Here is a 25,378-nt window from a genome sequence, read left to right on the forward strand (position 1 = left end):
ATTAAGTTTTCCTCGCTAATTCTAAAAATCCCCTCAGCACCGGCGATGTATTGTCGCGGCGCCAGGCCAGGCCGAGTTCGACCTGCGGCGTGGCGCCGGCCAGGGCACGGTATTCTACGCCGGGGCGCATCAGGTTCGACACGGATTGTGGCACAAGTGCCAAGCCCATGCCCGCGGAGACGAGGCTGACGATGGTCTGCATCTGGATCGCTTCCTGCTTGACCTCGGGAGAGAGGCCCGCTTCGCGGAAGCAGCTGAGGATGGCGTCGTGCAGGGCAGGGGCGCTCTTGCGCGGGAAAATGATCAAAGGCAGGTGGCGCAGCGTTTTCAGGTCGACGTTTTTTTTGCTTGCGGGGAGGGTGCCCGCAGGTGCGCACATCACCAGCGGCTCTTCCAGTACCTTCATGTAGTCGAGCTGGGCTTGCGCCTTGTCCGACAGCGGCGGAATGACGAGGCCGGCGTCTATGCGCTCGTGCAATAAATCGTCGATCTGCAGGTCGGTGGTCGCCTCCTGCAGCACCAGCTGGACGTTCGGATAGGCCGTGCTGTAGTCGCGCAGCAAGCCCGGCAGGACGCTGTAGTCGGCCGGGGTGACAAAGGACAGGGCCAGGCGCCCCGACTCGCCGGCGGCGGCGCGGCGCACGAGTTCGGGGAGGCCAGCCGCGCCTTCCAGCAAGCGGCGCGCCTCGGGCAGCAGGGCGCTGCCGGCGCCCGTCAGGGCGACCTGCCTGCGGTTGCGCAGGAACAGCGGCGCGCCCAGGCTTTCCTCGAGCGCGGCGATCGCCTGCGACAAGGGCGGCTGGGTCATGTGCAGGCGAGCGGCGGCGCGGCCGAAGTGGAGTTCTTCGGCGACCGTCAGGAAATAGCGCAGCTGGCGCAGTTCAAGGTTCATCGATATGCGTTTCCATGGGTTGCGGGTCGCCTGATATGTTCGGCGTATCACAGGCACGCGAAGCTTACAATTGACGGCCCCCGGCGCGCAAGGCATTCTGACAAGACTGCTTTCGAGGAGTCCATCATGCTTGAGAAGCCGCGCTACAACCGCCGATCCCGTAACGTCACCGAAGGCGTCGCCCGCAGTCCGAACCGCTCGATGTATTACGCGATGGGGTATCAGGCGGAAGACTTCGACAAGCCGATGATCGGCATCGCGAACGGCCATTCCACGATTACGCCTTGTAACTCCGGCCTGCAGAAGCTGGCCGACATCGCGATTGCGACCGTCAGGGAGAACGGCGCCAATCCGCAGGTGTTCGGCACGCCGACCATTTCCGACGGCATGTCGATGGGAACGGAGGGCATGAAGTTCTCGCTGATCTCGCGCGAGGTCATCGCGGACTGCATCGAAACCTGCGTCAACGGACAATGGATGGACGGCGTCGTCGTCATCGGCGGCTGCGACAAGAACATGCCGGGCGGGATGATCGCACTGGCCCGCGCCAACGTTCCCGGCATCTATGTCTACGGCGGCACGATCAAGCCGGGCCACTGGAAGGGGAAGGATCTGACCATCGTATCGAGCTTCGAGGCGGTCGGCGAATTCACGGCCGGGCGCATGAGCCAGGAAGATTTCGAGGGGATCGAGAAAAACGCCTGCCCCTCGTCCGGGTCCTGCGGCGGCATGTACACGGCCAATACGATGTCTTCGTCCTTCGAGGCGCTCGGGATGTCGCTGCTGTATTCGTCGACCATGGCGAATCCGGACGACGAAAAGGTGGATTCCTGCGCCGAATCCGCGCGCGTGCTGGTCGAAGCGGTGAAGCGCGACCTGAAGCCGCGCGACATCATCACCCGCAAGTCGATCGAGAACGCGGTGTCGCTGATCATGGCAACGGGCGGCTCGACCAATGCCGTGCTGCACTACCTGGCGATCGCTCACGCGGCCGAGGTCGAATGGACGCTCGACGATTTCGAGACCGTGCGCCGTAAAGTCCCGGTGATCTGCAACCTCAAGCCCTCGGGCCAGTACGTCGCGACCGACCTGCACAAGGCCGGCGGCGTGCCGCAGGTGATGAAGCTGCTGCTGGACGCGGGCCTGCTGCATGGCGACTGCATCACGATTACCGGGCGCACGCTGGCCGAGGAACTGGCGGACGTGCCATCCGCGCCGGCCGCCGGGCAGGACGTGATTCGTCCGATCGACCAGGCGCTGTACGCCCAGGGCCACCTGGCGGTCCTGAAGGGAAACCTGTCGCCGGAAGGCTGCGTGGCCAAGATCACCGGCCTGAAAAACCCGGCCATCACCGGCCCGGCGCGCGTGTTCGACGACGAGTATTCGGCCATGGACGCCATCATGGCCAAGCGCATCCAGCCCGGCGACGTGCTGGTCCTGCGTTATCTCGGACCGAAGGGCGGCCCCGGCATGCCGGAAATGCTGGCGCCGACGGGCGCGCTGATCGGCCAGGGACTGGGCGAATCGGTGGGTTTGATCACGGACGGGCGCTTCTCGGGCGGCACCTGGGGCATGGTGGTGGGACACGTGGCGCCCGAAGCCTATGAGGGCGGGACGATCGCGCTGGTAGAGGAGGGGGATTCGGTGACGATCGATGCGAACCAGCTCTTGATTCAGCTAAATGTGCCGGACGAGGAAATCGCCCGCCGCCGCGCCGCGTGGACGCGGCCGGCGCCGCGGTATACGCGCGGGGTGCTGGCGAAGTTTGCGGCGCTGGCGTCGAGTGCGAGCAAGGGCGCGGTGACGGGATAATAAGGTCGCGTACCGTAGGGTGGGTACTTGTGCCCACGCGGTCCGGCGCTCGATCCATCGAAACGAATGATTTGAAAACGGCCGTTTGATCACCCGACGTTTATATCGGATTATTTTCGATACGCATGCCTGGTACCGCGTGGGCTCGAGAGCCCACCCTACGTTACGCGACCGTTCCGGGCGAGCTTATTTGCGCTTGTCGAACGAATTCTTCACGCGCGCCTTGCGCCGCTTGTCGTCCTCGTCATGCGCCTTCTTCTTATCCCACCCAAGCAGCTTTTCCACGTACTCGAACCAGATAAACGCGAACACCATCAGCCCGACGATCCACCACCAGGACAGCTCGGCAAACTTCCAGACTTCAAAAAAGCGCAGCACCAGCAGCGCGGCAATCAACAGGATCAGGGGCATGACATTCTCCAGAATCCGGCCATCTTACAAACAAATTAGTGCTCTGTGGCAAAATATGACCGGAGCGTGGAAACCGTGCAACCTCAAAACGTAAGCGAGGTTACAGAGTGTGACGGCGGGCATTCATTGAATGGAAACACGGTAGAATGCAGGCATTACAAATGGAGAGTTACATGAAACGGTCCCTGATCTTGTGCGGTGTGTTGTCGGTGCTGGCATCGTCGAGCGCGTTTGCGCAAGCCGACCTGGCCAAAGCGAAGAATTGCATGGCTTGCCATGCAATCGGTACCAAACTGGTCGGTCCTGCCTACAAGGACGTGGCGGCGAAATATGCCGGTCAAAAAGGCGCGGAAGACAAACTGGTCGCCAAAGTCATGAAAGGCGGCTCCGGTTCCTGGGGTCCGGTCCCGATGCCGGCCAACCCGCAGGTGAGCGAAGCGGAAGCGCGCAGCCTGGTGAAGTGGGTGCTGTCGACCAAGTAATCGCCCAGGCAAGCGATCCAGCAAGCGACAACGCGGCCTGCTTCGCGGCAGGCAAAAACAAAGCGCGCCGGCGTCAGCCAGGCGCGCTTTTTGTTTGTGCGAGGTGATGGACCGGATCAGCGAATCACATCCATCTTGCTGCGCTTGCCGCCTTTAAACGTGTACAGGGTCAGGGCGCCATTGTTGATGTCGCCGGAGGCATCGAAGGCGATGTCGCCGGTCACGCCCTTGTACTTGATCTTCTTGAGTTCCGGCAGGTACTTGGCGGGCTCGGCCGAATTGGCCTTCTGCATCGCCGCCGCCATCACCATCACTGCGTCGTAGACGTAGGGCGCGTACAGCTGCACCTCGATGCCGGTCTTCTGCTTGAAGCGGGCGCGGAAGTCGCTCATGACTTTTTCCTGCTCGGCGCCGGTGACGCCGCCGGCTTCGGCGCAGATCACTTTACCTTCGCCGACGGCATCGCCCGCCAGGCGTCCGAGTGCTTCGGTGCAGATGCCGTCGCCGCCCATGAAGCGCGCGTCGATGCCGAGCGCCTTCATTTGTTTCAGCATCGGGCCGCCGACCGAATCCATGCCGCCGAAGAAGACCAGGTCCGGCTTCTTCGCGCGGATCGAGGTCAGGATCGCCGTGTAGTCGGTGGCCGTGGCGCTGGTGAATTCCTTGCCGACGATTTTCACGCCCGGCCCCTTGGCGCCCTTCACGAATTCGGTGGCGACGCCCTGGCCGTAGGTGGTGCGGTCGTCGATGACGGCGATGTTCTTCGCTTTCAGGGTATCGACCGCATACTTGCCCAGCGTGCCGCCGAGCTTGGCATCATTCGCCACGACGCGGAAGGCGCCCGGGAAGCGCTGTTTGGTGTACTGGGTGGCGGTGGTGGCCGGCGAAATCTGCGGGATGCCGGCGTCGTTGTAGATTTTTGACGCGGGCACGCTGGTGCCAGAGTTCAGGTGGCCGATGACGCCCTTGACCTTGGCGTCGACCAGCTTCTGCGCAACGGCCGTGCCTTGCTTCGGATCCGAGCCGTCGTCCTCGGCCACCAGCTGCAGCGTGACCTTCTGGCCGTTGATGGTGAAGCCTTTTGCGTTGAGCTCGTCGATCGCCATGCGCGCGGCGTTCTCGTTGTCCTTGCCGAGGTGCGAATTCGGGCCCGAGACCGGGCCGACGTGGCCGATCTTGACGACCTGCTGGGCGCTGGCGCTCCCGGCAATCAGCATCGCGATGGCAAGGGGAATGAGCTTGGTGGTCATACGTTCTCCAAAATGGTGGGATGACGGGCGCCCGGTTCACTGCCGGCGTACGCCAGTTGAAGCAGAGCAAAGGTACAACAAATCAGAAGGGAGGGAAAGCGGTATTGCGCGGGGTGGGCATGCGTAGTGCGCAGGAGGGAGAAGACGCACGCTTTGAGGGGGATGAAGGCTGCGGCGCACCGATTCAAGGCGTTGTAGGGTGGGCACTCTGTGCCCACGCGGTACAACACGTGCGAGCAAAAGGACAGGTACGTAACGCGTGGGCTCGGAGAGCCCACCCTACGGTGCGCTAGGCTTTTTGGCCGAACTGAAGGCCGGCGACCTGCTGCGCCACCACCTGTTCGACTGCCTGGCGCAGGCCGATGTGGATCTGGTCGCCGGCGGAGGCGAGGGCATTGCGTACGACGGCATCGATTTGTGGCTGCAGCTGCGCCACGACCCGTTCGACGATGCGGCTTTCGAGTTCGTCCCAGTCCGGTTCCGGCTGCGTCTGGAGGGCGGCAGGCGCCTCCGCTTCCGCCAGTTCCTCGGCGACCGCAATCGCCGCCTCCGCCTCGGCCTGGCCGGCGTCCGTGGCCGGTGTCGGCTCCGGACCCATCGGCTCCAGCACCACTTCAGTCAACACGGGAATGCTGCTATCGAAGGCGGGGTTCTGGCTCATGATTGTCCTGCGACGAAGTGGGTCAGCGGATAGGACTGCTTTTTATAGGCGACATAGCGCTGGCGCCCGGCGGCGGCATCGAGCTCGTCGTTCGAGATGATCTCGAAGACACGCGCGAATTCGGCGACATTGCTCGGCGTGCGGCGCGTGAGGTTGACCAGCATCTCATGATGCGGCAGCGCCGCTTCTTCGCTGTCGGTGATGATGATCGGCGTTTCGGACGCCAGCGGATCGCCCGCCATCACGTGCGGCAGGAAATCGATATTCGACAGCGTCCACAGCGCCTCGTTCAGGGCCGCGGCCTGGGCGGCGTCCTCGGCCAGCAGGACGATTTTTGCTTTCGCCGAATACGCCTTGCGCGCCAGGCGGCAGGCGTAGGCGAGCTTGTCGGGAATATTGGTGTGGAAGTCGATCCGTGTCATGGACCAGATTGTAAACCGGTCCGCCGGGCGGTGGTTGGTTTGCATCGCTGGGCCGCAGTGAACTTTCCGCCGCGGCCCAGGTCATTACGAACTTATGCGTTCATTCCATTATGACGCAGCAGCGCGTCGATCGACGGCTCGCGGCCGCGGAACGCCTTGAACGATTCGAGCGCCGGGCGCGAACCGCCGACGGCCAGGATCTCGCGCTGGAAGCGCCGTCCAGTCTCCGCCGACAGCTCTCCGCCGCCGGCCTCGATCGCTTCCTCGAAGGCCGCATAGGCGTCCGCCGACAGCACCTCGGCCCATTTATAACTGTAGTAGCCGGCCGCATAGCCGCCCGCGAAGATGTGGCCGAACGAGTGCTGGAAGCGGTTGAAGGAGGGCGGAATCATCACCGAGAACTTGCTGCGCACATCGTCGATCAGCTGCTGCACCGATTGCTGGCTGTTCGGGTCGAAGTCGTAGTGCAGGTGCATGTCGATCAGCGAGAACTCGACCTGGCGCAGGGTCTGCATGCCCGACTGGAAGTTCTTAGCCGCCAGCATCTTGTCGTAGAGCGCGCGCGGCAGCGGCTCGCCCGTCTTGAAGTGGGCGGTCATGCCTTGCAGCACGTCCCATTCCCAGCAGAAGTTCTCCATGAACTGCGACGGCAGCTCGACCGCATCCCATTCGACGCCCGAGATACCCGATACCGACAGCTCCTCGACTTCGGTCAGCATGTGGTGCAGGCCGTGGCCGAATTCGTGGAACAGGGTCGTCACTTCGTCGTGCGTGAACAGCGAGGGCTGCAGCTTGCCGTCGACAGTTGCCGGCGGCGTGAAGTTGCAGGTCAGGTAGGCGACTGGGGTCTGCACGATGCCGCCCGTCGTCATGCGGCGTCCGCGCGCGTCGTCCATCCACGCGCCCTGGCCCTTGCCGGCGCGCGCGTACAGGTCGAAATAGAACTGGCCGATCAGCTGGCCGTCGCGTTCGATGCGGTAGAAACGCACGTCCGGATGCCAGACGGGCGCCGTGTCCGGCTTGATCGCGACCGAGAACAGGGTCTGCACCACCTTGAACAGGCCTTCGATGACCTTCGGCTCGGGGAAGTACTCCTTGACTTCCTGCGCCGAGAAGGCATAGCGCTTTTCGCGCAGCTTTTCCGACGCGTAGGACAGGTCCCAGGCCTGCATGTCCTCGATTCCCAGCTCGTCCTTGGCAAAGGCACGCAGCTCGGCCAGGTCTTTCTCGGCGAACGGACGCGCGCGGCGCGCCAGGTCCTCCAGGAAGGAAATCACGTGCTCGGGGCTCTCGGCCATCTTCGGCACCAGCGACACTTCGGCGAAGTTGCGGTAGTCGAGCAGCTTCGCTTCCTCGTCGCGCAGTTTGAGCAGCTGGGCGATGTTGGAACTGTTGTCCCATTTCTCCAGTTCGCTGAACACGGCGCCCATGTCCGACGCCTTTGTCGCGCTGGCGCGATAGATCGTTTCGCGCAGCTGGCGATTGTCCGCGAATTGCAGGACCGGGAAATAGGACGGGAAGTGCAGGGTGAACTGGTAGCCGGTCTTGCCCGCCGCAACAGCCGCGGCTTTCGCGGCGGCCTTGGCGTCCTCGGGAATGCCTGCCAGTTCGGCTTCGTTTTCGACGATGAGCTTGTAGTCGTTGGTTGCGTCGAGCACGTTTTCCGAGAAGCGCGTCGAGATCGCGGCGTGCTGCTCCTGGATGGCGGCGAAGCGTTCCTTTTTGTCGCTTGGGAGTTCGGCGCCGCCCAGACGGAAGTCGCGCAGGGCGTTTTCAACGATGCGTTTACGGGCCGGGCTCAGGTTGACGTAGTCCGGGTTGGCGCGGATCGCCTTGTACTTGGCGAAGAGCAGCTCGTTCTGGCCGAGGGTGGTCCAGAACTCGGTGACTTTCGGCTGGTTTTCGTTGTAGGTGGCGCGCAGTTCCGGCGTGTCGGCCACATGGTTCAGGTGGTTGACGATGCCCCAGGCGCGGCCCAGGCGTTCGGTCGCTTCCTCCAGGGGCACCACGAAATTGTCCCAAGTGACGTTGTCGCTCGGCGCTTCGAGCCTGGCGACGACCTCGGTGGCCTCCTGGATCAGCTGCTCGATGGCCGGCGTGACGTGTTCCGGGCGGAAGGCATCGAAACGCGGCAGGTCAGAGAAGTCAAGAAGGGGATTACTGGTATCAACGCTCATGGTGTTCCTTCCTAAAGTTTATGCGACAGCTTATGCAACACCAGGTTTCGGATCCATTCCCGTGGCCTGGCTGAGCACTTCCTGGCGCTTGCCGAGCACGCGTTCCGCGGACTCGACCGTATTCATCAACAACATGGTGATTGTCATCGGCCCGACGCCGCCCGGCACCGGGGTGATGTGCGAGGCCACTTCGCGTACGCCGGCGAAATCGACGTCGCCGCACAGCTTGCCGGCGTCGTCGCGGTTCATGCCGACGTCGATCACGATCGCGCCCGGTTTCACCATGTCGGCGGTGACGGTGTTGCGGCGGCCGACGGCGGCCACGACGATGTCGGCCTGGCGCGTGTAGACGCCCAGGTCCGGCGTCGCGCTATGGCATATGGTCACGGTGGCGTTGGCTTGCAAGAGCAGCAGTGCCATTGGTTTGCCGACGGTGTTCGAACGGCCGATCACGACCGCGTGCTTGCCGCGCAGATCAGTGCCGGTGGACTCGATCAGCTTCATGCAGCCGTAGGGCGTGCAGGGGCGGAAACCCGGCAGGTTGGCGACCAGTTCGCCGGCCGACAGGACCGAGTAGCCGTCGACGTCCTTGCTGGTGGAAATGGCTTCGATGACCTTGCTTGGGTTGATGTGGCGCGGCAGGGGCATCTGGACCAGGATGCCGTGGATGGCCGGGTCCTCGTTGAGGGCGGCGATGCGGGCGAGCAGGGCGGCCTCCGTCAGGTCGGCCTCGTATTTTTCCAGCACCGAGTGAAAGCCCACGTCGCCGCAGGCCTTGACCTTGTTGCGCACGTAGACCTGGCTGGCCGGATCTTCGCCGACCAGGATCACGGCAAGGCCGGGCTGCTGGCCGGCGGCCGTGAGTTTGGCTGCACGCTCGGCGATTTCGGCGCGCAGTTGCTGGGAAAGTTGGACTCCGTCGATCAGTTGGGCTGGCATGGTGGGGCTCATCACTGGACAAAGATGAAATTATACGGCGCGCACGGCGAATCCACGGAATCGCGCGCCGCGCTCCGTGGTTCATTGTCATATTTACAGAGTTGGTAGTGATGAGGGATGGCGGGCATGTGCATTGCATACCGGATCCCCGTCGGCCAGCGCATTTGCACAGGCGATTCCATATTATGAAATGATATATCGTAATTTGAAAAAGACCACTTCCACTGGTAGAATCTCGTGGCTTGATTCATATTGATTGTTCATCAAATACGCCGGCGGGCGATCTGGAGATCGACGTGGGCCACCAAAACCAAGGAGACGCACCAATGTCAGCTCAGCTCGATCAGTTGACGGCCCAGGCCGCCAATGACCCGGATTCGCTCGAAACCAAGGAATGGCTCGACGCGCTCGAAGCGGTCATCGAAAACGAAGGTACCGAACGCGCGCACTACCTGATGGAGCGCCTGGTCGACCTGGCGCGCCGCCGCGGCGCCCACGTCCCGTTCTCCAGCAACACCGCCTACGTCAACACCATTCCTGCCCACCTGGAGGCGCACTGCCCGGGTAACCTCGAATACGAAGAGCGCCTGCGCTCGTGGATGCGCTGGAACGCGATGGCGATGGTGGTGAAAGCCAACCGCGCCGACGGCGACCTCGGCGGCCACATCTCGTCCTTCGCCTCGCTGGCCAACATGCTCGGCATCGGCTTCAACCACTTCTGGAAAGCCCCGAGCGACAACCACGGCGGCGACCTGCTCTACATCCAGGGCCACAGCTCGCCCGGCATCTACGCGCGCGCCTACCTCGAAGGCCGCATCACCGAAGAGCAGATGCTGAACTTCCGCCGCGAAGTCGACGGCAAGGGCCTGTCTTCGTACCCGCACCCGAAACTGATGCCGGACTTCTGGCAGTTCCCGACCGTCTCGATGGGCCTGGGCCCGCTGATGGCGATCTACCAGGCGCGCTTCCTGAAATACCTGCACGCCCGCGGCATTGCCGACACCGAAGCCCGTAAAGTCTGGGTCTTCTGCGGCGACGGCGAGATGGACGAGCCGGAATCGATGGGCGCGATCGGCATGGCCGCACGCGAACGCCTCGACAACCTGGTCATGGTCGTCAACTGCAACCTGCAGCGCCTGGACGGTCCGGTGCGCGGCAACGGCAAGATCATCCAGGAACTGGAAGCGGACTTCCGCGGCGCCGGCTGGAACGTCGTCAAGGTCGTCTGGGGCCCGGGCTGGGATGCCCTGCTGTCGAAGGACAAGGACGGCATCCTGCAGCGCGTGATGATGGAAACCGTCGACGGCGAATACCAGAACTACAAGGCGAAAGACGGCGCCTACGTGCGCAAGCACTTCTTCGGCAAGCACCCCGAGCTGCTGAAGATGGTTGCCAACATGAGCGACGACGACATCTGGCGCCTGACCCGCGGCGGCCACGATCCGCACAAGATCTACGCCGCCTTCAAGAACGCGCAAGAGAACAAAGGCACGCCGACCGTCCTGCTGGTCAAGACCGTCAAGGGCTTCGGCATGGGCAAGTCGGGCGAGGCGCGCAACACCGCGCACCAGACCAAGAAGCTCGACGACGAGGCGATTCGCGAAATGCGCGACCGTTTCGCCATCCCGATCCCGGACGACAAGCTGGCCGAGATCCCGTTCTTCAAGCCGTCCGACGACGCGCCTGAAATGAAATACCTGCACGAGCGCCGCGCGGCCCTCGGCGGCTACCTGCCGCAGCGCCGCCAGAAGGCCGACGAAACCCTGATCGTGCCGCCGCTGGAGTCGTTCAAGTCGGTGCTCGACGCGACCGCGCCGGGCCGCGAAATCTCGACCACGCAGTCCTATGTCCGCGTGATCACGAGCCTGCTGAAGGACCAGAGCCTGGGCCAGCGCATCGTGCCGATCCTGGTCGACGAATCGCGTACCTTCGGCATGGAAGGCCTGTTCCGCCAGATCGGTATCTTCAACCAGCAGGGCCAGTTGTACGAGCCGGTCGATAAAGACCAGGTCATGTACTACCGCGAAGACAAGGCCGGCCAGATCCTGCAAGAGGGTATCAACGAAGCGGGCGGCATGAGCTCGTGGATCGCGGCTGCAACGTCCTACTCGTCGAACAACCGCCAGATGGTGCCGTTCTACACCTTCTACTCGATGTTCGGCATGCAGCGCGTGGGCGACCTGGTCTGGCTGGCGGGCGACATCCGCGCCCGCGGCTTCCTGATGGGCGGCACTGCCGGCCGCACGACGCTGAACGGCGAAGGCCTGCAGCACGAAGACGGCCATAGCCACATCATCGCCGCGACGGTGCCGAACTGCCTGCCGTACGACCCGACCTTCGGGCACGAAGTGGCGGTGATCATTCATGACGGCCTGCGCCGCATGGTGACGGAACAGGAAGACGTGTTCTATTACATCACCATCATGAACGAGAACTACGAGCAGCCGGGCCTCAAACCTGGCACGGAAGAGGGCATCCTGAAAGGCATGTACCTGCTCCAGGAAGGCGACGCCAGCCTGCAGAACCGCGTCCAGCTGATCGGCTGCGGCACCATCCTGCGCGAGTCGATCTTCGCTGCCGAACTGCTGAAGAACGACTGGGGCGTCGCCGCCGACGTCTGGTCCGCCCCGTCGCTGACGCTGCTGGCGCGCGATGGCCAGGACTGCGAGCGCTGGAACATGGTCAACCCGGAAGCCGAACAGCGCGTACCGTACGTGACGCAGCTGATGCAGAACTCGACCGGCCCGATCGTCGCGACGACCGACTACATGCGCCTGTTCGCCGAGCAGATCCGCGCCTACATGCCGAAGGACCGCACCTATAAAGTGCTGGGCACCGACGGCTTCGGACGCTCGGACAGCCGCGTGAAACTGCGCGAGTTCTTCGAAGTGAACCGTTACTACGTGACCGTTGCCGCCCTGCGCTCGCTGGCCGATGAAGGCAAGATCGAGATGTCGGTCGTGGCCCAGGCGATCGCCAAGTACGGCATCGATGCGAACAAGCCGAATCCTGTGACCCAGTAATGTAAATGAGTGGTAGTTCGCCGTTGCTCCACCCCGCGGGGGGGAGCAACGGCCATACATTCGCACCCATACAAAAAATAACGGAGCTAACACTATGAGCATTGTGGAAGTCAAAGTCCCGGACATCGGCGACTTCAAGGAAGTCGAAGTCATCGAACTGATGGTCAAAGTCGGCGACACGATCAAGGTCGACCAGTCGCTCGTGACCGTCGAATCGGACAAGGCCAGCATGGAAATCCCGTCCAGCCATGCGGGCGTGGTCAAGGAAATCAAGGTCAAGGTCGGCGACAAGGTCGCCGAGGGCTCGCTCGTACTGATGCTCGAAGAAGCTGGCGGCGCTGCCGCCGCACCAGCGGCCGCACCGGCGCCTGCTGCCGCGGCACCGGCCGCTGCTGAAGCTGCGCCTGCCGTTGCCCCGGCCGCCGCCGCACCGGCCGGCGCCGGCGCACTCGTCGAAGTCACCGTGCCGGACATCGGCGACTTCAAGGAAGTCGAAGTCATCGAACTGATGGTCAAGCCGGGCGACCAGATCAAGGTCGACCAGTCCCTGATCACCGTCGAATCGGACAAGGCGAGCATGGAAATCCCGTCCAGCCACGCCGGCACCGTCAAGGAAGTGAAGGTCAAGGTGGGCGACAAGGTCGCCGAGGGTTCGCTCGTGCTGGTGCTCGAAGCGGCCGGCGGTGCGTCCGCAGCTGCGTCGTCTTCCGCACCGGCTGCCGCCGCGCCGGCCCCCGCCGCCGCTGCGCCATCCGCACCGGCAGCCGCCGCGCCGGCTCCGGCTCCGGCCGCAGCCGCGCCAAGCCAGGGCGTCACCGGCTCGAAAGCCCACGCCTCGCCGTCGATCCGCAAGTTCGCCCGCGAACTGGGCGTCGACCTGGCACGCGTGCCGGGCACAGGTCCGAAGAACCGCATCACCCAGCAGGACGTGCAGAACTTCGTCAAGGGCGTGATGGCCGCTCCGGCCGCTGCCGCTGCGCCAGCGAAGGGCGGCACCGGCGTCGGTCTCGACCTGCTGCCATGGCCGTCGCTCGACTTCTCGAAGTTCGGCCCGACCGAACTGCTGCCGCTGTCGCGCATCAAGAAGATCTCCGGCCCGAACCTGCACCGCAACTGGGTCATGATCCCGCACGTGACGACCTTCGACGAAGCGGACGTGACGGACCTGGAACAGTTCCGCGTCGATTCGAACGCGGCATTGGCGAAGCAGAAGTCGGCGGTGAAACTGACCATGCTGGCTTTCGTGATCAAGGCATCGGTCGCCGCGCTGAAGAAATTCCCGCAATTTAATGCCTCGCTGAGCGCAGACGGCGCCAGCCTGATCCTCAAGCAGTACTACAACATCGGCTTCGCGGCCGACACCCCGAACGGCCTGGTGGTTCCGGTCGTGAAGGATGCCGACAAGAAGACCGTGTCGCAGATCGCCACCGAAATGGGCGAGCTTTCGGCACAGGCACGCGACGGCAAGCTGTCGCCTGCGAACATGCAGGGCGCGACCTTCACCATTTCGTCGCTCGGCGGCATTGGCGGCACCGCCTTCACGCCGATCATCAATGCGCCGGAACTGGCGATCCTCGGCCTGTCGAAGTCGGCCATGAAGCCGGTCTGGGATGGTTCCACTTTCCAGCCGCGCCTGATGCTGCCGCTGTCGCTGTCCTACGACCACCGTGTGATCGATGGCGCCGGCGCCGCGCGCTTCGCCGCCTACCTGGCCGAAGTGCTGGCCGACCTGCGCAAGACCCTTCTGTAAGGAGCGCCGAGAATGAGCACTGTTGAAGTAAAAGTCCCGAACATCGGCGATTTCAAGGACGTCGAAATCATCGAACTGATGGTCAAGCCCGGCGACACGATCAAGGTCGACCAGTCGCTGGTCACCGTGGAATCCGACAAGGCCTCGATGGAAATCCCGTCGACCCACGCCGGCGTGGTCAAGGAACTGTCGGTCAAGGTGGGCGACAAGGTGAACGAAGGTTCGCTGCTGCTGATGCTCGAAGAGGGGGCCGGGGCTGCTGCACCTGCTGCGCCTGCAGCTGCGCCGGCCGCCGCTGCCGCACCGACCGATTCGTATGCTCCAGCGCACAAGGCTGACGCCGCCGCTCCCGCGAGCGCGCCCGTTCCGGGTGCCGCCAGCTACAGCGGCCAGGTCGACATCGAATGCGAAATGATGGTGCTGGGCGCCGGTCCCGGCGGCTATTCGGCCGCCTTCCGTTCGGCCGACCTTGGCATGGACACGGTGCTGGTCGAGAAGTACGCCACCCTGGGCGGCGTCTGCCTGAACGTGGGCTGCATCCCGTCCAAGGCGCTGCTGCACGTGGCGCACATCATGGACGAGACCGCGCACATGGCCGACCTGGGCGTGAGCTTTGCCGCACCAAGCGTCGACATCGACAAGCTGCGCGGCTACAAGGACGGCGTCATCAAGAAGATGACCGGCGGCCTCTCCTTCATGGCCAAGGCGCGCAAGGTGAATGTGGTGCAGGGCGTGGGCCAGTTCCTGAGCCCGAACCACATCGAAGTCACCGCTGCCGACGGCGCAAAGAAGGTGGTGAAGTTCGCGAAAGCGATCATCGCCGCTGGATCGAGCGTGGTAAAACTGCCTTTCGTGCCGGAAGACCCGCGCATCGTCGACTCGACCGGCGCGCTGGAACTGCGCCAGGTACCGAAGAAGATGCTGGTCATCGGCGGCGGCATTATCGGCCTGGAAATGGCAACCGTCTACTCGACCCTCGGTGCGCGCATCGACGTCGTCGAGATGATGGATGGCCTGATGCAGGGCGCGGACCGCGAGGCGGTGAAAGTCTGGCAGAAGTACAACGCGCACCGCTTCGACAACATCATGCTCAAGACGAAGACCGTCGGCGTGGAGGCCCTCCCTGAAGGCATCAAGGTCAGCTTCGAAGCGGCGGAAGCCGGCGCCACCGCGCCGGAACCGCAGCTGTACGACCTGGTGCTGGTGGCCGTCGGCCGCAGCCCGAACGGTAAAAAAATCGCCGCCGAGAAGGCCGGCGTGGCGGTGACCGACCGCGGCTTCATCGGCGTGGACGGCCAGATGCGCACCAACGTGCCGCATATCTTCGCCATTGGCGACCTGGTGGGCCAGCCGATGCTGGCGCACAAGGCGGTGCACGAGGCGCACGTCGCGGCGGAAGCGGCGCACGGCGAGAAGGCATACTTCGATGCGAAAGTCATTCCGTCGGTCGCCTACACCGATCCGGAAGTGGCATGGGCCGGCCTCACGGAAGACGAAGCCAAGCAGAAGGGCATCAAGGTCGAGAAGGGCCACTTCCCGTGGAACGCGAGCGGCCGCGCGGTCGCCAACGGCCGCGACGAAGGCTTCACCAAGCTGCTGTTCGACACCGAGACCGGTCGCATCATCGGCGGCACCATCGTCGGCACGAATGCCGGCGACATGATCGGCGAAATCGCGCTGGCGATCGAGATGGGCGCCGACGGCGTCGACATCGGCAAGACCATCCACCCGCACCCGACGCTGGGCGAGTCGATCGGCATGGCCGCCGAAGTCTACAAGGGCGTCTGCACCGACCTGCCGCCGGCACGCAAGCGCTGAGCTGCCGAACGGCTGTGAGCCAGACCGAAGCCGGGACCGCGAGGTCCCGGTTTTTTTTCGCGCCGCATTTTCCGGATTGCTGTTTCAATGACCGGATCAGCCACAGGGCGGCACACTCGACAAGGAGCAGGCATGAATATCGGATTTATCGGACTCGGCGCAATGGGACGCGGGATGGCAGCCAACCTGTTGCGCTCGGGGCAGCCGCTGCGCGTATGGAACCGCGGCGCTGGACCTGTGCAGGAACTGGCCGCCCAGGGTGCGCAGGTAGCCGCCAGCCCGGCCGAGGCGGCGGCCGTGGACGTGCTGTTCACGATGCTGGCGGACGACGCATCGACCCGCGCCGTGCTGCTGGACGACGGCGCCCTGGACGCGCTGGCGCCGGGCAGCATTCACGTGAACATGGCGACGGTGTCGGTGGCCTTCGCGCGCGAGATGGCAGCGCTGCATGCCGCGCGCGGCGTCGGCTATATCGGGGCACCCGTGCTCGGCCGGGTCGACGTGGCGGCCGCCGGCAAGCTCAATATCGTGGCGTCCGGTCCGGACGAGGCGATCGCGCGCGTACAGCCGCTGTTTGACCTGATGGGGCAGAAGACCTGGCGTTTCGGCACGGCGCCCGAACAGGCGAATGCGGTCAAACTCGGCGCCAACCTGACCCTGGCCTGCGCGATCGAGGCGATGGGCGAATCGGCGGCGCTCGTCGGCGCGCACGGCATCGAGGCGGCCGGCTTCCTCGACCTCCTGAGCAACACGCTGTTCGCCGGTTCGCCCGTCTATAAAGGCTATGGCGCGATGATCGCGCAGGAGCGCTACAGCCCGGCCGGATTCAAGCTCTCGCTCGGCCTGAAGGATGTGGGCCTGGCCAACGATGCGGCTGCTGAACAGGGCCTGCGGCTGCGCTTCGGCGCGGTGCTGCGCGAGACGCTGCAGCAGGCGGTGGCGCGCGGCGACGGTGAGCTCGACCTTGCGGCACTGGCGCGCATGTCGGCGCCAGGATCGGCCTGAACGGCGCCGTTCCCGCGCACTGTGTCGGCGTCGCGCAGGCGATTATTTTCCTGTTGTGCCCTGGCGCAGCCGCGCTATGATGGACGTGCAACCGGCGAGCCGATACTGCGCCGGCGCAGCGAATGCGTGTCACAGGAGATTGACATGGAAGAGCACGGTACTGAATATGTCGGGACCTTATTTGTCCTGCCCGCATCGCGGGCTTTCGAACTCAGCACGACGCTGCACGGGGTGCCGGTCACGCTGACCGGTACCATCGCGCAGCACCTGGCGGCGCAATTTGCCGGCAACGATGCGGCAGGCGAGCACATCGACGTGCGGCAGCTGAGCGTGCAGCCGCGCCGGGTCGAAGTCCTGACGCGCGAGATCCACGAGCGGCACCGCGCGCCGCGCAAGGCCCATTTCCTGATGCGGGTGCTCGACGGCGGGGTGCCGGCGGCGCGCCAGGACGCTTCCGTCACCGCCTGAGGCAGCCGGCAGCTCAGCGCAGGCGCACGGTCGCCGTCGCCTGCGTTTCGCCGACCTCGATGGCCGCGTCTTCGAAGCTCGGCGGACCGAACTTGCCGCGCGCATCGCGGCTGAAACCGTAGGGCTCCTTCGGCATGCCGACGAAGTTGCGGTCGAGTTCATTGTTGCCGTTTTCGTCCTGGTAAGCCAGCACGGCCCAGGTGCCGGCGGGCACGCCCTTGACCACGACCGTCGTTTCGCCGGCCTGGGCCGGCGCCGAGGCGCTCCAGGCGCACTGTTTCAGGAAGCGCTCCCTGTCGCAGACGGCGACCTTCACGTTTCCTTTGGCGGTCACGCCCGACACGCGTACTTCGACGGTAGCGGCCATGGCGGCCGTGGCATTCAGCGCGCACATCAAGGCGGCGCAGGCTACAAAGCGGGACAACTGATTCATCGGTGTTTTCCTTGTTCTGGTTTCGTTGCGGCGAGAGGCGGTTTGGTAGCCGTGCGCGCAAGCCCCTTATGGTAGGCTGGGATCATCGCCTTTTCTCTCCTGGTCCCTGCATTCATGCTGCTCAATACGCTCATCGTCGTGGCCACCGTCGTCTTCATGGAAGTGTTTTCCATCGTCGCGCACAAGTACATCATGCACGGCTTCGGCTGGGGCTGGCACCGCTCGCACCATGAACCCAATGTCAACCCTTCGGGCTGGTTCGAAAAGAACGATTTATACGCCGTCGTCTTCGCCGGCGTGGCCATCGCCCTGATCTGGTTCGGCACCGAGGGCATCTGGCCGCTGCAATGGATCGGCGCCGGCATGACGGCCTACGGCTTCCTCTATTTCGTCGCCCACGACGGCCTGGTGCACCGGCGCTGGCCTTTCCAGTACACCCCGCGCAGCGGCTACGCCAAGCGGCTCTACCAGGCGCACCGCATGCACCATGTGGTCGAGGGCAAGGAAGGCGCGGTCTCGTTCGGCTTCCTGTACGCGCCCCCGGTCGCGAAGCTCAAACGCCAGTTGCAGGCACTCCATGGCGGGGCACCGCAACGTCAGCGGGACGCCGCCACAGGCCATCAGGACGCGGCCTGACCGGGCGCAGGCGCGACAACAAGGCGTCCACGCCGCCCATGGCCAGCAGTTTCAGTTTCGTCGCGCGCGAGGTGCCGACCCGTTCGTCCCAGGCGCGCGGTCCGCGTGCCTTGACCTCGATCCCGATCTGGCGATACACCCTGCGTGCCGTGGCGATCGCCCAGGCCGAGCGCAGCGGCAGCGCCGCCACGCCGCCGAGCGCGCAATCGTAATACGGCTCGGCATGGTCGACCAGGCGCGCCGCAATCTTCGCCAGCGCCATGCGATGCCGCGGCAGCGCCAGCTCTTCCGGCGGAATCCCGGCTTCGCGCAGCCACTGCGCCGGCAGGTAGCAGCGCCCGAGCCGCGCGTCGTCGACGATGTCGCGCGCGATGTTCGTCAGCTGGAAGGCCAGGCCGAGGTCGCAGGCGCGGTCGAGCACCTGTGGCGCTTGCGCGCCCATGATCTGGGCCATCATCAGGCCGACCACGCCCGCCACGTGGTAGCAGTAGCGCAGCGTGTCCTCGACGGTGTCGTAGTGCACGGCATCGACGTCCATGCCGAAGCCGGCCAGGTGGTCAAAAGCATGGCGCGGCGCGATGGCGTGGCGCAGCGCGACTTCCTGGAAGGCGGCGAAGGCCGGATCAGGCATCGTTTCGCCCGCGTAGGCGCGGCGCGTCTGCTCGACCAGCCGCGCCAGTTCGCCATGCGGGTCGTGGCTGGGCGCCGCCATGCCGAAGCCCAGTTCCTGGCCGTCGACCACGTCGTCGCAGTGGCGGCACCAGGCATACAGCATCAGCACGCTGCGCCGGGTAGGGGCGTCGAACAGCCTGGCCGCGGCCGCGAAACTCTTCGAGCCGACCTTGATCGTTTCGGTCGCGTGGTCGAGCAGCGATGCGTTCGCTCCAGCGTTCATGCGCGCGCCTCCGCAAGCATCAGGCCTGCAGTCGCCTTGGCCGAGCCGATCACGCCCGGTACGCCCGCGCCTGGATGGGTACCCGCGCCGACCAGGTAGAGGTTGGTCAGCTCCCTGTCGCGGTTGTGCGGACGGAACCAGGCGCTTTGGGTCAGCACGGGCTCCAGCGAAAACGCCGAGCCGACGTGGGCATTCAGCTGGTCGCGGAAATCGAAGGGCGTAAAAATGCGGCTGGTGACGAGCTGGCTGCGCAGGCCCGGCATGTAGCGCTCTTCGAGGTATTCGAAAATCTTGTCGCGGTAGCGCGGCCCTTCGACCTCCCAGTCGATGTCCGCATTGCCCAGGTGCGGTACCGGCGCCAGTACGTAATGGCTGCCGCAGCCGGGCGGCGCCAGCGACGGGTCGGTGACGCAGGGCGCGTGCAGGTAGAGCGAAAAATCGTCGGCCAGCGCATTGCCCTTGAAAATTTCGTCGATCAGGCCGCGGTAGCGCGGGCCGAAGCAGACCGTATGGTGCTGCAGCTGGCTGTGGTGGTGGTCCAGTCCGAAATAGATGACGAACAGCGAATTACTGAAGCGCTTCTTGCGCAGGCTGGCTGCTTCCTGCGCGCCGCGCGGGTGCTGGTTCAAGAGCGAGGCATAGGTATGCACCACGTCGGCGTTCGAGGCCACCGCATCGGCCGGGAAGAAGCGGCCGTCTTCCAGGCGCACGCCGCTGGCGCGCCCGTTCTTCGTTTCGATTTGCGCGACCGATGCATTCAGTTCGATCCGTCCGCCGATGTCCTGGAACAGGCGTACCAGGCCGTTCACCAGCGCGCCGGTGCCGCCGCGCGGGAACCAGACGCCCCAGCGCCGCTCGAGCGCGTGGATCAGCGTGTAGATCGACGAGGTCGCGAACGGATTGCCGCCGACCAGCAGCGAGTGAAAGGAAAAGGCCTGGCGCAGGTGCTCGTCCTGCACGAAGCGCGAGACCATGCTGTAGACGCTGCGCCAGGCCTGCAGCTTGGCCAGCTGCGGGCCGGCCGCGATCATGTCGCGGAAGGTCAGGAAGGGCACGGTGCCCAGTTTGATATAGCCCTCTTCGAACACCGCCTTCGAATACGCGAGGAAGCGCTGGTAACCGGCGACGTCGACAGGGTTGATCGCGTGGATCTGGCGGTCGAGCGCTTCCTGGTCGTTGACGTAGTCGAAATGGCTGCCGTCTTCCCAGCACAGGCGATAGAAGGGAGAGACGGGCAGCATCTCGACATAATCCTCGATGCGTTTGCCGGCAGCGGTAAATAACTCCTCGATGCAGGACGGGTCGGTGATGACGGTGGGGCCGGCGTCGAAGACAAAACCCTGGTCTTCGTAGACATAGGCGCGGCCGCCCGGCTTGTCGCGCTTTTCCAGCAGCGTCGTCTGCGTGCCGCCGGCCTGCAGGCGGATGGCCAGGGCCAGGCCGCCGAAGCCGGCGCCGACGACGACCGCGTTGTTTACTGCGTTCATTCTGGTTTCCTGATCTGGCTGGGATGGACCATGCGCGCGGCGTTCATGGCCGCGCGCACGGGTACGGGAGGCTTACCGCTGAGGATGCGCGCCTTGTCGAACAGGCGCAGGCGGGCAGCATAAAAGCGTTCGATGAGCGGTGCCGGCAGCCGGTAGAAGCGCGCCATGACGCGCCAGCGGCTGTCCGGACTGCCGGCCAAAAACAGCATGCGGTTGAGCAGCCGGAAAAAGCGCTGCGCGCGCCAGGCCTGCTGCGCCTCGATGCGGATGGCCTCGAACAGCTTCGGGGCGCTCAGGTCGGCAAGACTGGCGATGCGTTCGGCCAGGCGCACCGCGTGCGGCAGCGAATAGCCGGTCGTCGAGTGGAACAATCCCGCGCGCAGGCCGGAGGTCGGCTGACCCCTGAAATCCGCCCAGACGCCGTCGACGTCTCCCGTCAGCACGATCGGCAGCGAGCCCTGTTCTTCGCGCAGCACGTCAAGGATCCGCCAGCCGCGCCCCTGCGCATAGGCCGCGATGTTGGCGCGCAGGCGCTCGGGCTCCCAGGCAAGCGTATCGACGTAATGGGTGTCTTCGATCAGTATGCGGTCCGGCCCGAAGGGCAGCAGGTAGACGAAGCGGTAGCCGCCTTGCTGCTCGACGCCGGCGTCCATGATGACCGGGGCGCGCAGGCCATGTGGCGCAGCCAGTCGCACTTCCTGGCCGAGGAAGGTCTGATAGCCGAGCGCCAGGCGGGAACTCGGCTGCGGGCCGCGGCCGTCGATCACGGCGCCGGCCTGCAGCGTTTCGCCGCCGGCCAGGCGGACACTGGTCGGGCTCAGGCCCGCGACCCGGACGCCCGTACGCAGGGACGGTCCCAGCGCGGCCGAGACGACGCGCGCGAAATCGCTTGATGCGATGCTGGCATAGCCGCTCTCGAGCGTGCGCGCGTAACCGGGAAAGACGACGTCATAGCGCGGCCAGCGGTGCGCGACCAGGGGCGCCACCCAGGCCTGCTGATGCAGGTCGAGATCGCCGTCGTGGAAAGACCAGGTGTGGTTGCCGCCGATCGCTTGGTCGGCTTCCAGCAGCAGGATGTCGAGCTCCGGACGCTCGGTGCGCAGGCGCCAGGCGATCAGGCCGTTGGCCAGCCCGCCGCCGACCAGGATCAGGTCGTAGACGCGCTTGTTCACGCTGCCCCCTCACGCTGCACCCGACTATGCGAATCGATGCCCAGCGCGGCTTCGACGATGTCGGCCGCGCGCGCCGTGCCGCCGGCGCTTTTGACGCCCTCGGCCAGCGGCGCGCAGCGCTCCTTGAAACCCGGCTCGTCGAGCAGGCGGCGCAAGCGGCTTGCGATCCCGGACGCGCCTGTAAAACGCGGCGAGGCGGAGAGGCCGACGCCGGCATGGCGGATGCGCGCCGCCACGCCCGGCTGGTCGAAGGCGATCGGCAGCGCCAGGATCGGCGTGTGGTTTGCCACCGCGTCCAGGACCGTGTTCAGGCCCGCATGCGAGACGACGGCATCGGCCCGCGCCAGTGCCGCTTCCTGCGGCGCGAATGCGCAGACCCAGGTGGCGCCAAGGTCTTCCAGCTGCGCGCACTGGCGCGCATCGAGGCCGCCGCAGTGGGCGGCCAGGAGCTGGACGTCGAGCTGGCGGCAGGCCTTGGCGATGCGCTTGAACAGGTCGAAGCGGTGTCCCTGCAAGGTGCCGAGCGAGGCGAAGACGAAGGGGCGGTCCGGGCTGATGGCGGGCAGGGCGTCGATCCGCGCCGGTGCCTTGTGGGAGGCCGCGCGCAGCGGACCGACGTGATGAAAGGTATCCGGCAGCGCCTGGCGCGGGAAATCGAAGGCGGCCACCGTCTGGCTGATCTGCGCCAGCGGCGACAGGCATTCGTGCAGGGCGCCGCGCACGGGGATGCCGAGCTTGCGCGCTGCGGTTTCAAGGGCCCGCCGGTGCGGCGCCATCATCCAGTCGTAGACCCGGGTGCTGCCCTCGAACATGTGCAGCGCGCGCTCGCTGGCGCCCCAGTCGAAGGGCATGACCGGCAAGGGCACGCCCGGTTCGCGGTTCACCGGCAGCGCGCAGGCGATCGAGACGAAGGGCAGGCCAAGCGCTTCGGCCACCAGGCCGCCTGCGGCTTCCATCTGGTCGCCGAGCATGGCGTCGATGCGCAAGGTTTCGCATGCGGCGGGCAGTTCGCGGCACAGCATGGCGGTCGACTCCGCCATGTCGGCGATCACGTGGCGCAGGCCGAGCGGGCTGCCCGGATTGGCCGCGCGCCGCAGCGACTGCGCCAGCGAACCCGGTGGGTGGGTGGCGGCGCCGACGGCGTGGAAATCCAGCCGATCGTCCCTGATGTAGGCGGCGGCGTCGGGCCGCTGCAGGAAGGTCACCCGGTGGCCGCGTTCGTGCAGGGCCAGTGCGAGCGCCGACAGGGCGCTCACATGGCTGTAGAACGCGGGGGCGACCACGCCGAAATGCGCCATGCGCCGTTTCTCCTAGCCGCGCCGGAGCGTCGAAGGCGTGCTCAATGGCGCACCAGGTGCCGGTCCGGCGTCGCAGCAAGCGGGCGGCCGGCGAAGCGAAAGCCGCCACCCTGGCCGAACAGCGTGTCGACGAAGCGGCGCGTGCGCTGCTTGCTGCCGATCGCATCGGTCAGGCAGCGGTCGGCCTCGTCGAGGTGCCGCGCCAGGCGCTTCCTCGCTTCCTCGAAGCCGAGCGCGTTGATGAGCGTGGCCTTGCCGAGGTCCTTGCCGGTATCTTTACCGGTCACGCTCGTGTCGTTGGCCGGATCATCCTGGAAATCGTCGCGGATCTGGAAGGCGTGGCCGGCGGCGAGCGCAAAGGCGCGCAGCGATTCGGCGACGCAGTCGTCGGTCTCGGCCAGGATCGCGGCCATGTCGACCGAGACGCCGAGCAGCACGCCCGTCTTCAACTCATTGGTGCTGGCGATTTCCGCTTCCGAGCGCTGGCCGCCTCCGCGCAGGTCCTCGAACTGGCCGCGCACCAGGCCCTGGCTGCCGACTGTCTCGGCCAGTTTCGCCACCAGCCGTGCGCGCACCTCGGGCCGGATGCCGGGCGCGGTCGCGAGCACGCCGAAAGCGCGGCTGAGCAGGGCGACGGAGGCGAGGATGGCGACGTCTTCGCCGTATTGCACGTGGATCGTCGGCTGGCCGCGGCGCAGCATGGCGTCGTCCATGCAGGGCATGTCGTCGAGGATCAGCGAGGCCGCATGCACCATCTCGACGGCGCAGGCGATATCGACCAGGGCCGGGGAGGCGCAGCCGAGGTCGCGCGCGACCAGCATCAGCAGCAGCGGACGCATGCGCTTGCCGGCGCCGAGGGTGCCGGCGCGCATTGCTGCCGCCAGGGTATCGCTGCCGTTGCCGCTGTCGGGCAACAGCTGCGCCATGCGTTCTTCGAACGCGTGCCGGATCGCGGCCAGTTCCGCCAGCCAGGGATCGCCCGCCATCTCCATGTCGCGCCCGCTGAATCGTCCAGTCATCGTCGTCATGCGCCGATCCTTGTGCTGAATGGTTGGGAAAATTGCTTGATTTGCCATGGATGATACCGGAATCGATCCGGCGGAATCGTCAATGTTTCAATGGTGTGCCTGGGTTGTACGGCTTATTCTCGTCAAATTTGACGCTTTGTGGGCGAACTGGAGACCCGCGTCCCGATATTGTCCCGGTGATATGGCGTGCAATGTCGCGGGTATTTCCGTAGCAGGGCCAATAAAAAATGCCGCCAAGCGCGAGCAGGGCGGCATTCTTATGGTGGCGCCGCGTGGCGCCGGATCGGCGATCAGCCGTAGCTGGTCCAGCTTTGCGGGATCTCGATATGACCCGACTTGGCGGCATCGGCGTAGGCGCGCATTTCGGCGACCACCGCTTCGAGCTGCTCGTTGCCCGGATTTTGCAGGAAGCCCTTCATGCGCTCATGCAGGGACGCCTGCTGGTCGCGCCATTCGTAACGAGAAGTCTTGCTCATATTGCCCCCTTGTGCTGAACCGTCGTGATGTTCTTGTTGATATCCATGACATCCTCCTTGAGATAGGGAGTCAGTTTCTCACAGGGGGTGCACCGGATCGGTGCGATGACGCACATTTCGCTCAGCCGTACAGCTACCTCAGCACCGCGCGATAGAACATCTCCAGGCGCTGCGCCAGCAGGCGATGCGCCTCGGCATGCGATGGTTGATCGTGCGGAAAAACGAAGCGCTGCATGGCGTCCCCGGAAATCCAGCTGGTCAGGAAAGCGGGCAGCTGTTCGAAGGGCAGGTCCTCGCGCAACTGGGCGCGGATGTCGGCGCGCGCAAAAAAGCGTTCGAGCATCTCGCGCGTCATGCGCGGGCCGGTGTCGAAGAAGGTATGCGCCAGTTCCGGGTTGTCGGCCGCCTCCGCGATCACCACGCGCTGCATCGCGATCAACTGGTCCTGGCAGAGCAGGTCGAAGAACTGGCGTGCGAAATCGTCGACGACCGCGCGGAACGGGCGCATGTCGTGTTCCATGTCGGCGATGCGGAAGAATTGTTCGCGGCGCGACACCAGCACGGCTTCGAGCAGCCCGGCCTTGCCGCCGAATTTCACATAGATGGTGCGCACGGCCACGCGCGCGGCGCGGGCGATCGATTCCAGACTGGTGCGGGTATAGCCGTTGGTCAGGAACAGCCGTGCGGCGGCGTCGATCAGGTCGTGCATGCGGGCTTCGACGTCGCTTGCCTTCGGCCGGCCGGCGCCGCGCAGGCAGGGAACGCGGCTTGCTAACGATGATTTGCTCATGGCATCACTGTAAATCACCAACAAATGAAATGCAACCGTTTCATTTCTTGACG

General features: G+C 65.1%; 23 protein-coding genes. 8 read left to right on the forward strand and 15 right to left on the reverse strand.

All coding sequences use genetic code 11. The features are described from left to right. Position 1 precedes the first annotated feature (1 nt). A complete protein-coding gene (locus tag ACI48I_RS03010; RefSeq protein ID WP_498573299.1) occupies positions 2-892 on the reverse strand; it encodes a LysR family transcriptional regulator in 891 nt (296 codons plus the stop codon). A gap of 126 nt (positions 893-1,018) precedes the next feature. On the opposite strand from ACI48I_RS03010, the gene ilvD reads away from it, so the two are divergent. Beyond that, complete coding sequence (gene ilvD / locus ACI48I_RS03015) at positions 1,019-2,704, forward strand: dihydroxy-acid dehydratase (RefSeq protein WP_498573300.1); 1,686 nt, start codon at positions 1,019-1,021, stop codon at positions 2,702-2,704. A 186-nt stretch (positions 2,705-2,890) separates the two neighbouring features. Here ilvD and ACI48I_RS03020 read toward each other — a convergent pair whose 3' ends face one another. After that, entirely contained in the window at positions 2,891-3,115 is a 225-nt protein-coding gene (locus ACI48I_RS03020; RefSeq protein WP_193688571.1) for a TIGR04438 family Trp-rich protein, read from the reverse strand. A 173-nt stretch (positions 3,116-3,288) separates the two neighbouring features. On the opposite strand from ACI48I_RS03020, the gene ACI48I_RS03025 reads away from it, so the two are divergent. Next, complete coding sequence (locus tag ACI48I_RS03025; protein ID WP_193688572.1) at positions 3,289-3,597, forward strand: c-type cytochrome; 309 nt, start codon at positions 3,289-3,291, stop codon at positions 3,595-3,597. Between the two features lie 116 nt (positions 3,598-3,713). Here the strand turns inward: ACI48I_RS03025 and ACI48I_RS03030 are convergent, their stop codons facing one another. The 5 genes from ACI48I_RS03030 to folD form a co-directional block, all read right to left on the reverse strand. Further along, positions 3,714-4,847, reverse strand: a complete 1,134-nt coding sequence (locus tag ACI48I_RS03030; RefSeq protein WP_193688573.1) for a branched-chain amino acid ABC transporter substrate-binding protein — start codon at positions 4,845-4,847, stop codon at positions 3,714-3,716. A gap of 289 nt (positions 4,848-5,136) precedes the next feature. Then, the gene (locus ACI48I_RS03035; RefSeq protein WP_193688574.1) at positions 5,137-5,508 is read right to left on the reverse strand and encodes a hypothetical protein; all 372 of its coding nucleotides are present in this window, start codon (positions 5,506-5,508) and stop codon (positions 5,137-5,139) included. Further along, the gene (locus ACI48I_RS03040; RefSeq protein WP_193688575.1) at positions 5,505-5,930 is read right to left on the reverse strand and encodes a DNA polymerase III subunit chi; all 426 of its coding nucleotides are present in this window, start codon (positions 5,928-5,930) and stop codon (positions 5,505-5,507) included. The genes ACI48I_RS03035 and ACI48I_RS03040 overlap by 4 nt, the downstream gene beginning before the upstream one ends. 92 nt (positions 5,931-6,022) lie before the next feature. Then, positions 6,023-8,107, reverse strand: coding sequence for a M3 family metallopeptidase (locus tag ACI48I_RS03045; RefSeq protein WP_498573301.1), 2,085 nt, complete (start codon positions 8,105-8,107; stop codon positions 6,023-6,025). Between the two features lie 30 nt (positions 8,108-8,137). Further along, on the reverse strand, positions 8,138-9,046 hold the full coding sequence (folD, locus tag ACI48I_RS03050; RefSeq protein ID WP_227496695.1) for a bifunctional methylenetetrahydrofolate dehydrogenase/methenyltetrahydrofolate cyclohydrolase FolD: 909 nt from the start codon (positions 9,044-9,046) through the stop codon (positions 8,138-8,140). A 326-nt stretch (positions 9,047-9,372) separates the two neighbouring features. On the opposite strand from folD, the gene aceE reads away from it, so the two are divergent. The 5 genes from aceE (at position 9,373) to ACI48I_RS03075 (ending at position 17,110) form a co-directional block, all read left to right on the forward strand. After that, complete coding sequence (gene aceE, locus ACI48I_RS03055) at positions 9,373-12,069, forward strand: pyruvate dehydrogenase (acetyl-transferring), homodimeric type (RefSeq protein ID WP_193688577.1); 2,697 nt, start codon at positions 9,373-9,375, stop codon at positions 12,067-12,069. Between the two features lie 94 nt (positions 12,070-12,163). Continuing rightward, entirely contained in the window at positions 12,164-13,819 is a 1,656-nt protein-coding gene (gene aceF / locus ACI48I_RS03060; protein ID WP_498573302.1) for a dihydrolipoyllysine-residue acetyltransferase, read from the forward strand. Positions 13,820-13,831: 12 nt separating this feature from the next. Beyond that, a complete protein-coding gene (lpdA, locus tag ACI48I_RS03065; protein ID WP_498573303.1) occupies positions 13,832-15,637 on the forward strand; it encodes a dihydrolipoyl dehydrogenase in 1,806 nt (601 codons plus the stop codon). An 87-nt stretch (positions 15,638-15,724) separates the two neighbouring features. Further along, positions 15,725-16,642, forward strand: coding sequence for an NAD(P)-dependent oxidoreductase (locus tag ACI48I_RS03070; protein WP_498573304.1), 918 nt, complete (start codon positions 15,725-15,727; stop codon positions 16,640-16,642). Positions 16,643-16,786: 144 nt separating this feature from the next. Next, entirely contained in the window at positions 16,787-17,110 is a 324-nt protein-coding gene (locus tag ACI48I_RS03075; RefSeq protein ID WP_193688581.1) for a hypothetical protein, read from the forward strand. Positions 17,111-17,123: 13 nt separating this feature from the next. Here ACI48I_RS03075 and ACI48I_RS03080 read toward each other — a convergent pair whose 3' ends face one another. Then, positions 17,124-17,543: a DUF2141 domain-containing protein gene (locus ACI48I_RS03080; RefSeq protein WP_498573305.1), complete on the reverse strand. Its 420-nt coding sequence runs from the start codon at positions 17,541-17,543 to the stop codon at positions 17,124-17,126. 114 nt (positions 17,544-17,657) lie between these two features. On the opposite strand from ACI48I_RS03080, the gene ACI48I_RS03085 reads away from it, so the two are divergent. Continuing rightward, positions 17,658-18,179, forward strand: coding sequence for a sterol desaturase family protein (locus ACI48I_RS03085; RefSeq protein ID WP_498573306.1), 522 nt, complete (start codon positions 17,658-17,660; stop codon positions 18,177-18,179). On the opposite strand, the gene crtB is transcribed toward ACI48I_RS03085, so the two are convergent. The 7 genes from crtB to ACI48I_RS03120 form a co-directional block, all read right to left on the reverse strand. Next, positions 18,097-19,074: a 15-cis-phytoene synthase CrtB gene (gene crtB, locus ACI48I_RS03090; protein WP_498573307.1), complete on the reverse strand. Its 978-nt coding sequence runs from the start codon at positions 19,072-19,074 to the stop codon at positions 18,097-18,099. The genes ACI48I_RS03085 and crtB overlap by 83 nt on opposite strands. Then, on the reverse strand, positions 19,071-20,561 hold the full coding sequence (locus tag ACI48I_RS03095) for a phytoene desaturase (protein ID WP_498573308.1): 1,491 nt from the start codon (positions 20,559-20,561) through the stop codon (positions 19,071-19,073). The genes crtB and ACI48I_RS03095 overlap by 4 nt, the downstream gene beginning before the upstream one ends. After that, positions 20,558-21,733, reverse strand: coding sequence for a lycopene beta-cyclase CrtY (gene crtY / locus ACI48I_RS03100; protein WP_498573309.1), 1,176 nt, complete (start codon positions 21,731-21,733; stop codon positions 20,558-20,560). The genes ACI48I_RS03095 and crtY overlap by 4 nt, the downstream gene beginning before the upstream one ends. Next, positions 21,730-23,031, reverse strand: a complete 1,302-nt coding sequence (locus ACI48I_RS03105) for a glycosyltransferase (RefSeq protein ID WP_498573310.1) — start codon at positions 23,029-23,031, stop codon at positions 21,730-21,732. Before ACI48I_RS03105 ends, crtY begins: the two co-directional genes overlap by 4 nt. A 41-nt stretch (positions 23,032-23,072) precedes the next feature. Further along, complete coding sequence (locus tag ACI48I_RS03110) at positions 23,073-24,059, reverse strand: polyprenyl synthetase family protein (protein ID WP_193688588.1); 987 nt, start codon at positions 24,057-24,059, stop codon at positions 23,073-23,075. Between the two features lie 290 nt (positions 24,060-24,349). After that, on the reverse strand, positions 24,350-24,535 hold the full coding sequence (locus tag ACI48I_RS03115; protein WP_193688589.1) for a hypothetical protein: 186 nt from the start codon (positions 24,533-24,535) through the stop codon (positions 24,350-24,352). A 133-nt stretch (positions 24,536-24,668) separates the two neighbouring features. Continuing rightward, complete coding sequence (locus ACI48I_RS03120) at positions 24,669-25,325, reverse strand: TetR/AcrR family transcriptional regulator (RefSeq protein WP_193688590.1); 657 nt, start codon at positions 25,323-25,325, stop codon at positions 24,669-24,671. Positions 25,326-25,378 lie beyond the last annotated feature (53 nt).

The sequence above is a fragment of the Massilia sp. LXY-5 genome, assembly GCF_059801075.1.

What these genes read in the sequence shown, in the direction of transcription:
- ACI48I_RS03010 (WP_498573299.1), bottom strand. Translation starts at nt 892, where the DNA reads ATGAACCTTGAACTGCGCCAGCTGCGCTATTTCCTGACGGTCGCCGAA.
- ilvD (WP_498573300.1), top strand. Translation starts at nt 1,019, where the DNA reads ATGCTTGAGAAGCCGCGCTACAACCGCCGATCCCGTAACGTCACCGAA.
- ACI48I_RS03020 (WP_193688571.1), bottom strand. Translation starts at nt 3,115, where the DNA reads ATGCCCCTGATCCTGTTGATTGCCGCGCTGCTGGTGCTGCGCTTTTTT.
- ACI48I_RS03025 (WP_193688572.1), top strand. Translation starts at nt 3,289, where the DNA reads ATGAAACGGTCCCTGATCTTGTGCGGTGTGTTGTCGGTGCTGGCATCG.
- ACI48I_RS03030 (WP_193688573.1), bottom strand. Translation starts at nt 4,847, where the DNA reads ATGACCACCAAGCTCATTCCCCTTGCCATCGCGATGCTGATTGCCGGG.
- ACI48I_RS03035 (WP_193688574.1), bottom strand. Translation starts at nt 5,508, where the DNA reads ATGAGCCAGAACCCCGCCTTCGATAGCAGCATTCCCGTGTTGACTGAA.
- ACI48I_RS03040 (WP_193688575.1), bottom strand. Translation starts at nt 5,930, where the DNA reads ATGACACGGATCGACTTCCACACCAATATTCCCGACAAGCTCGCCTAC.
- ACI48I_RS03045 (WP_498573301.1), bottom strand. Translation starts at nt 8,107, where the DNA reads ATGAGCGTTGATACCAGTAATCCCCTTCTTGACTTCTCTGACCTGCCG.
- folD (WP_227496695.1), bottom strand. Translation starts at nt 9,046, where the DNA reads ATGCCAGCCCAACTGATCGACGGAGTCCAACTTTCCCAGCAACTGCGC.
- aceE (WP_193688577.1), top strand. Translation starts at nt 9,373, where the DNA reads ATGTCAGCTCAGCTCGATCAGTTGACGGCCCAGGCCGCCAATGACCCG.
- aceF (WP_498573302.1), top strand. Translation starts at nt 12,164, where the DNA reads ATGAGCATTGTGGAAGTCAAAGTCCCGGACATCGGCGACTTCAAGGAA.
- lpdA (WP_498573303.1), top strand. Translation starts at nt 13,832, where the DNA reads ATGAGCACTGTTGAAGTAAAAGTCCCGAACATCGGCGATTTCAAGGAC.
- ACI48I_RS03070 (WP_498573304.1), top strand. Translation starts at nt 15,725, where the DNA reads ATGACCGGATCAGCCACAGGGCGGCACACTCGACAAGGAGCAGGCATG.
- ACI48I_RS03075 (WP_193688581.1), top strand. Translation starts at nt 16,787, where the DNA reads ATGGAAGAGCACGGTACTGAATATGTCGGGACCTTATTTGTCCTGCCC.
- ACI48I_RS03080 (WP_498573305.1), bottom strand. Translation starts at nt 17,543, where the DNA reads ATGAATCAGTTGTCCCGCTTTGTAGCCTGCGCCGCCTTGATGTGCGCG.
- ACI48I_RS03085 (WP_498573306.1), top strand. Translation starts at nt 17,658, where the DNA reads ATGCTGCTCAATACGCTCATCGTCGTGGCCACCGTCGTCTTCATGGAA.
- crtB (WP_498573307.1), bottom strand. Translation starts at nt 19,074, where the DNA reads ATGAACGCTGGAGCGAACGCATCGCTGCTCGACCACGCGACCGAAACG.
- ACI48I_RS03095 (WP_498573308.1), bottom strand. Translation starts at nt 20,561, where the DNA reads ATGAACGCAGTAAACAACGCGGTCGTCGTCGGCGCCGGCTTCGGCGGC.
- ACI48I_RS03105 (WP_498573310.1), bottom strand. Translation starts at nt 23,031, where the DNA reads ATGGCGCATTTCGGCGTGGTCGCCCCCGCGTTCTACAGCCATGTGAGC.
- ACI48I_RS03110 (WP_193688588.1), bottom strand. Translation starts at nt 24,059, where the DNA reads ATGACGACGATGACTGGACGATTCAGCGGGCGCGACATGGAGATGGCG.
- ACI48I_RS03115 (WP_193688589.1), bottom strand. Translation starts at nt 24,535, where the DNA reads ATGAGCAAGACTTCTCGTTACGAATGGCGCGACCAGCAGGCGTCCCTG.
- ACI48I_RS03120 (WP_193688590.1), bottom strand. Translation starts at nt 25,325, where the DNA reads ATGAGCAAATCATCGTTAGCAAGCCGCGTTCCCTGCCTGCGCGGCGCC.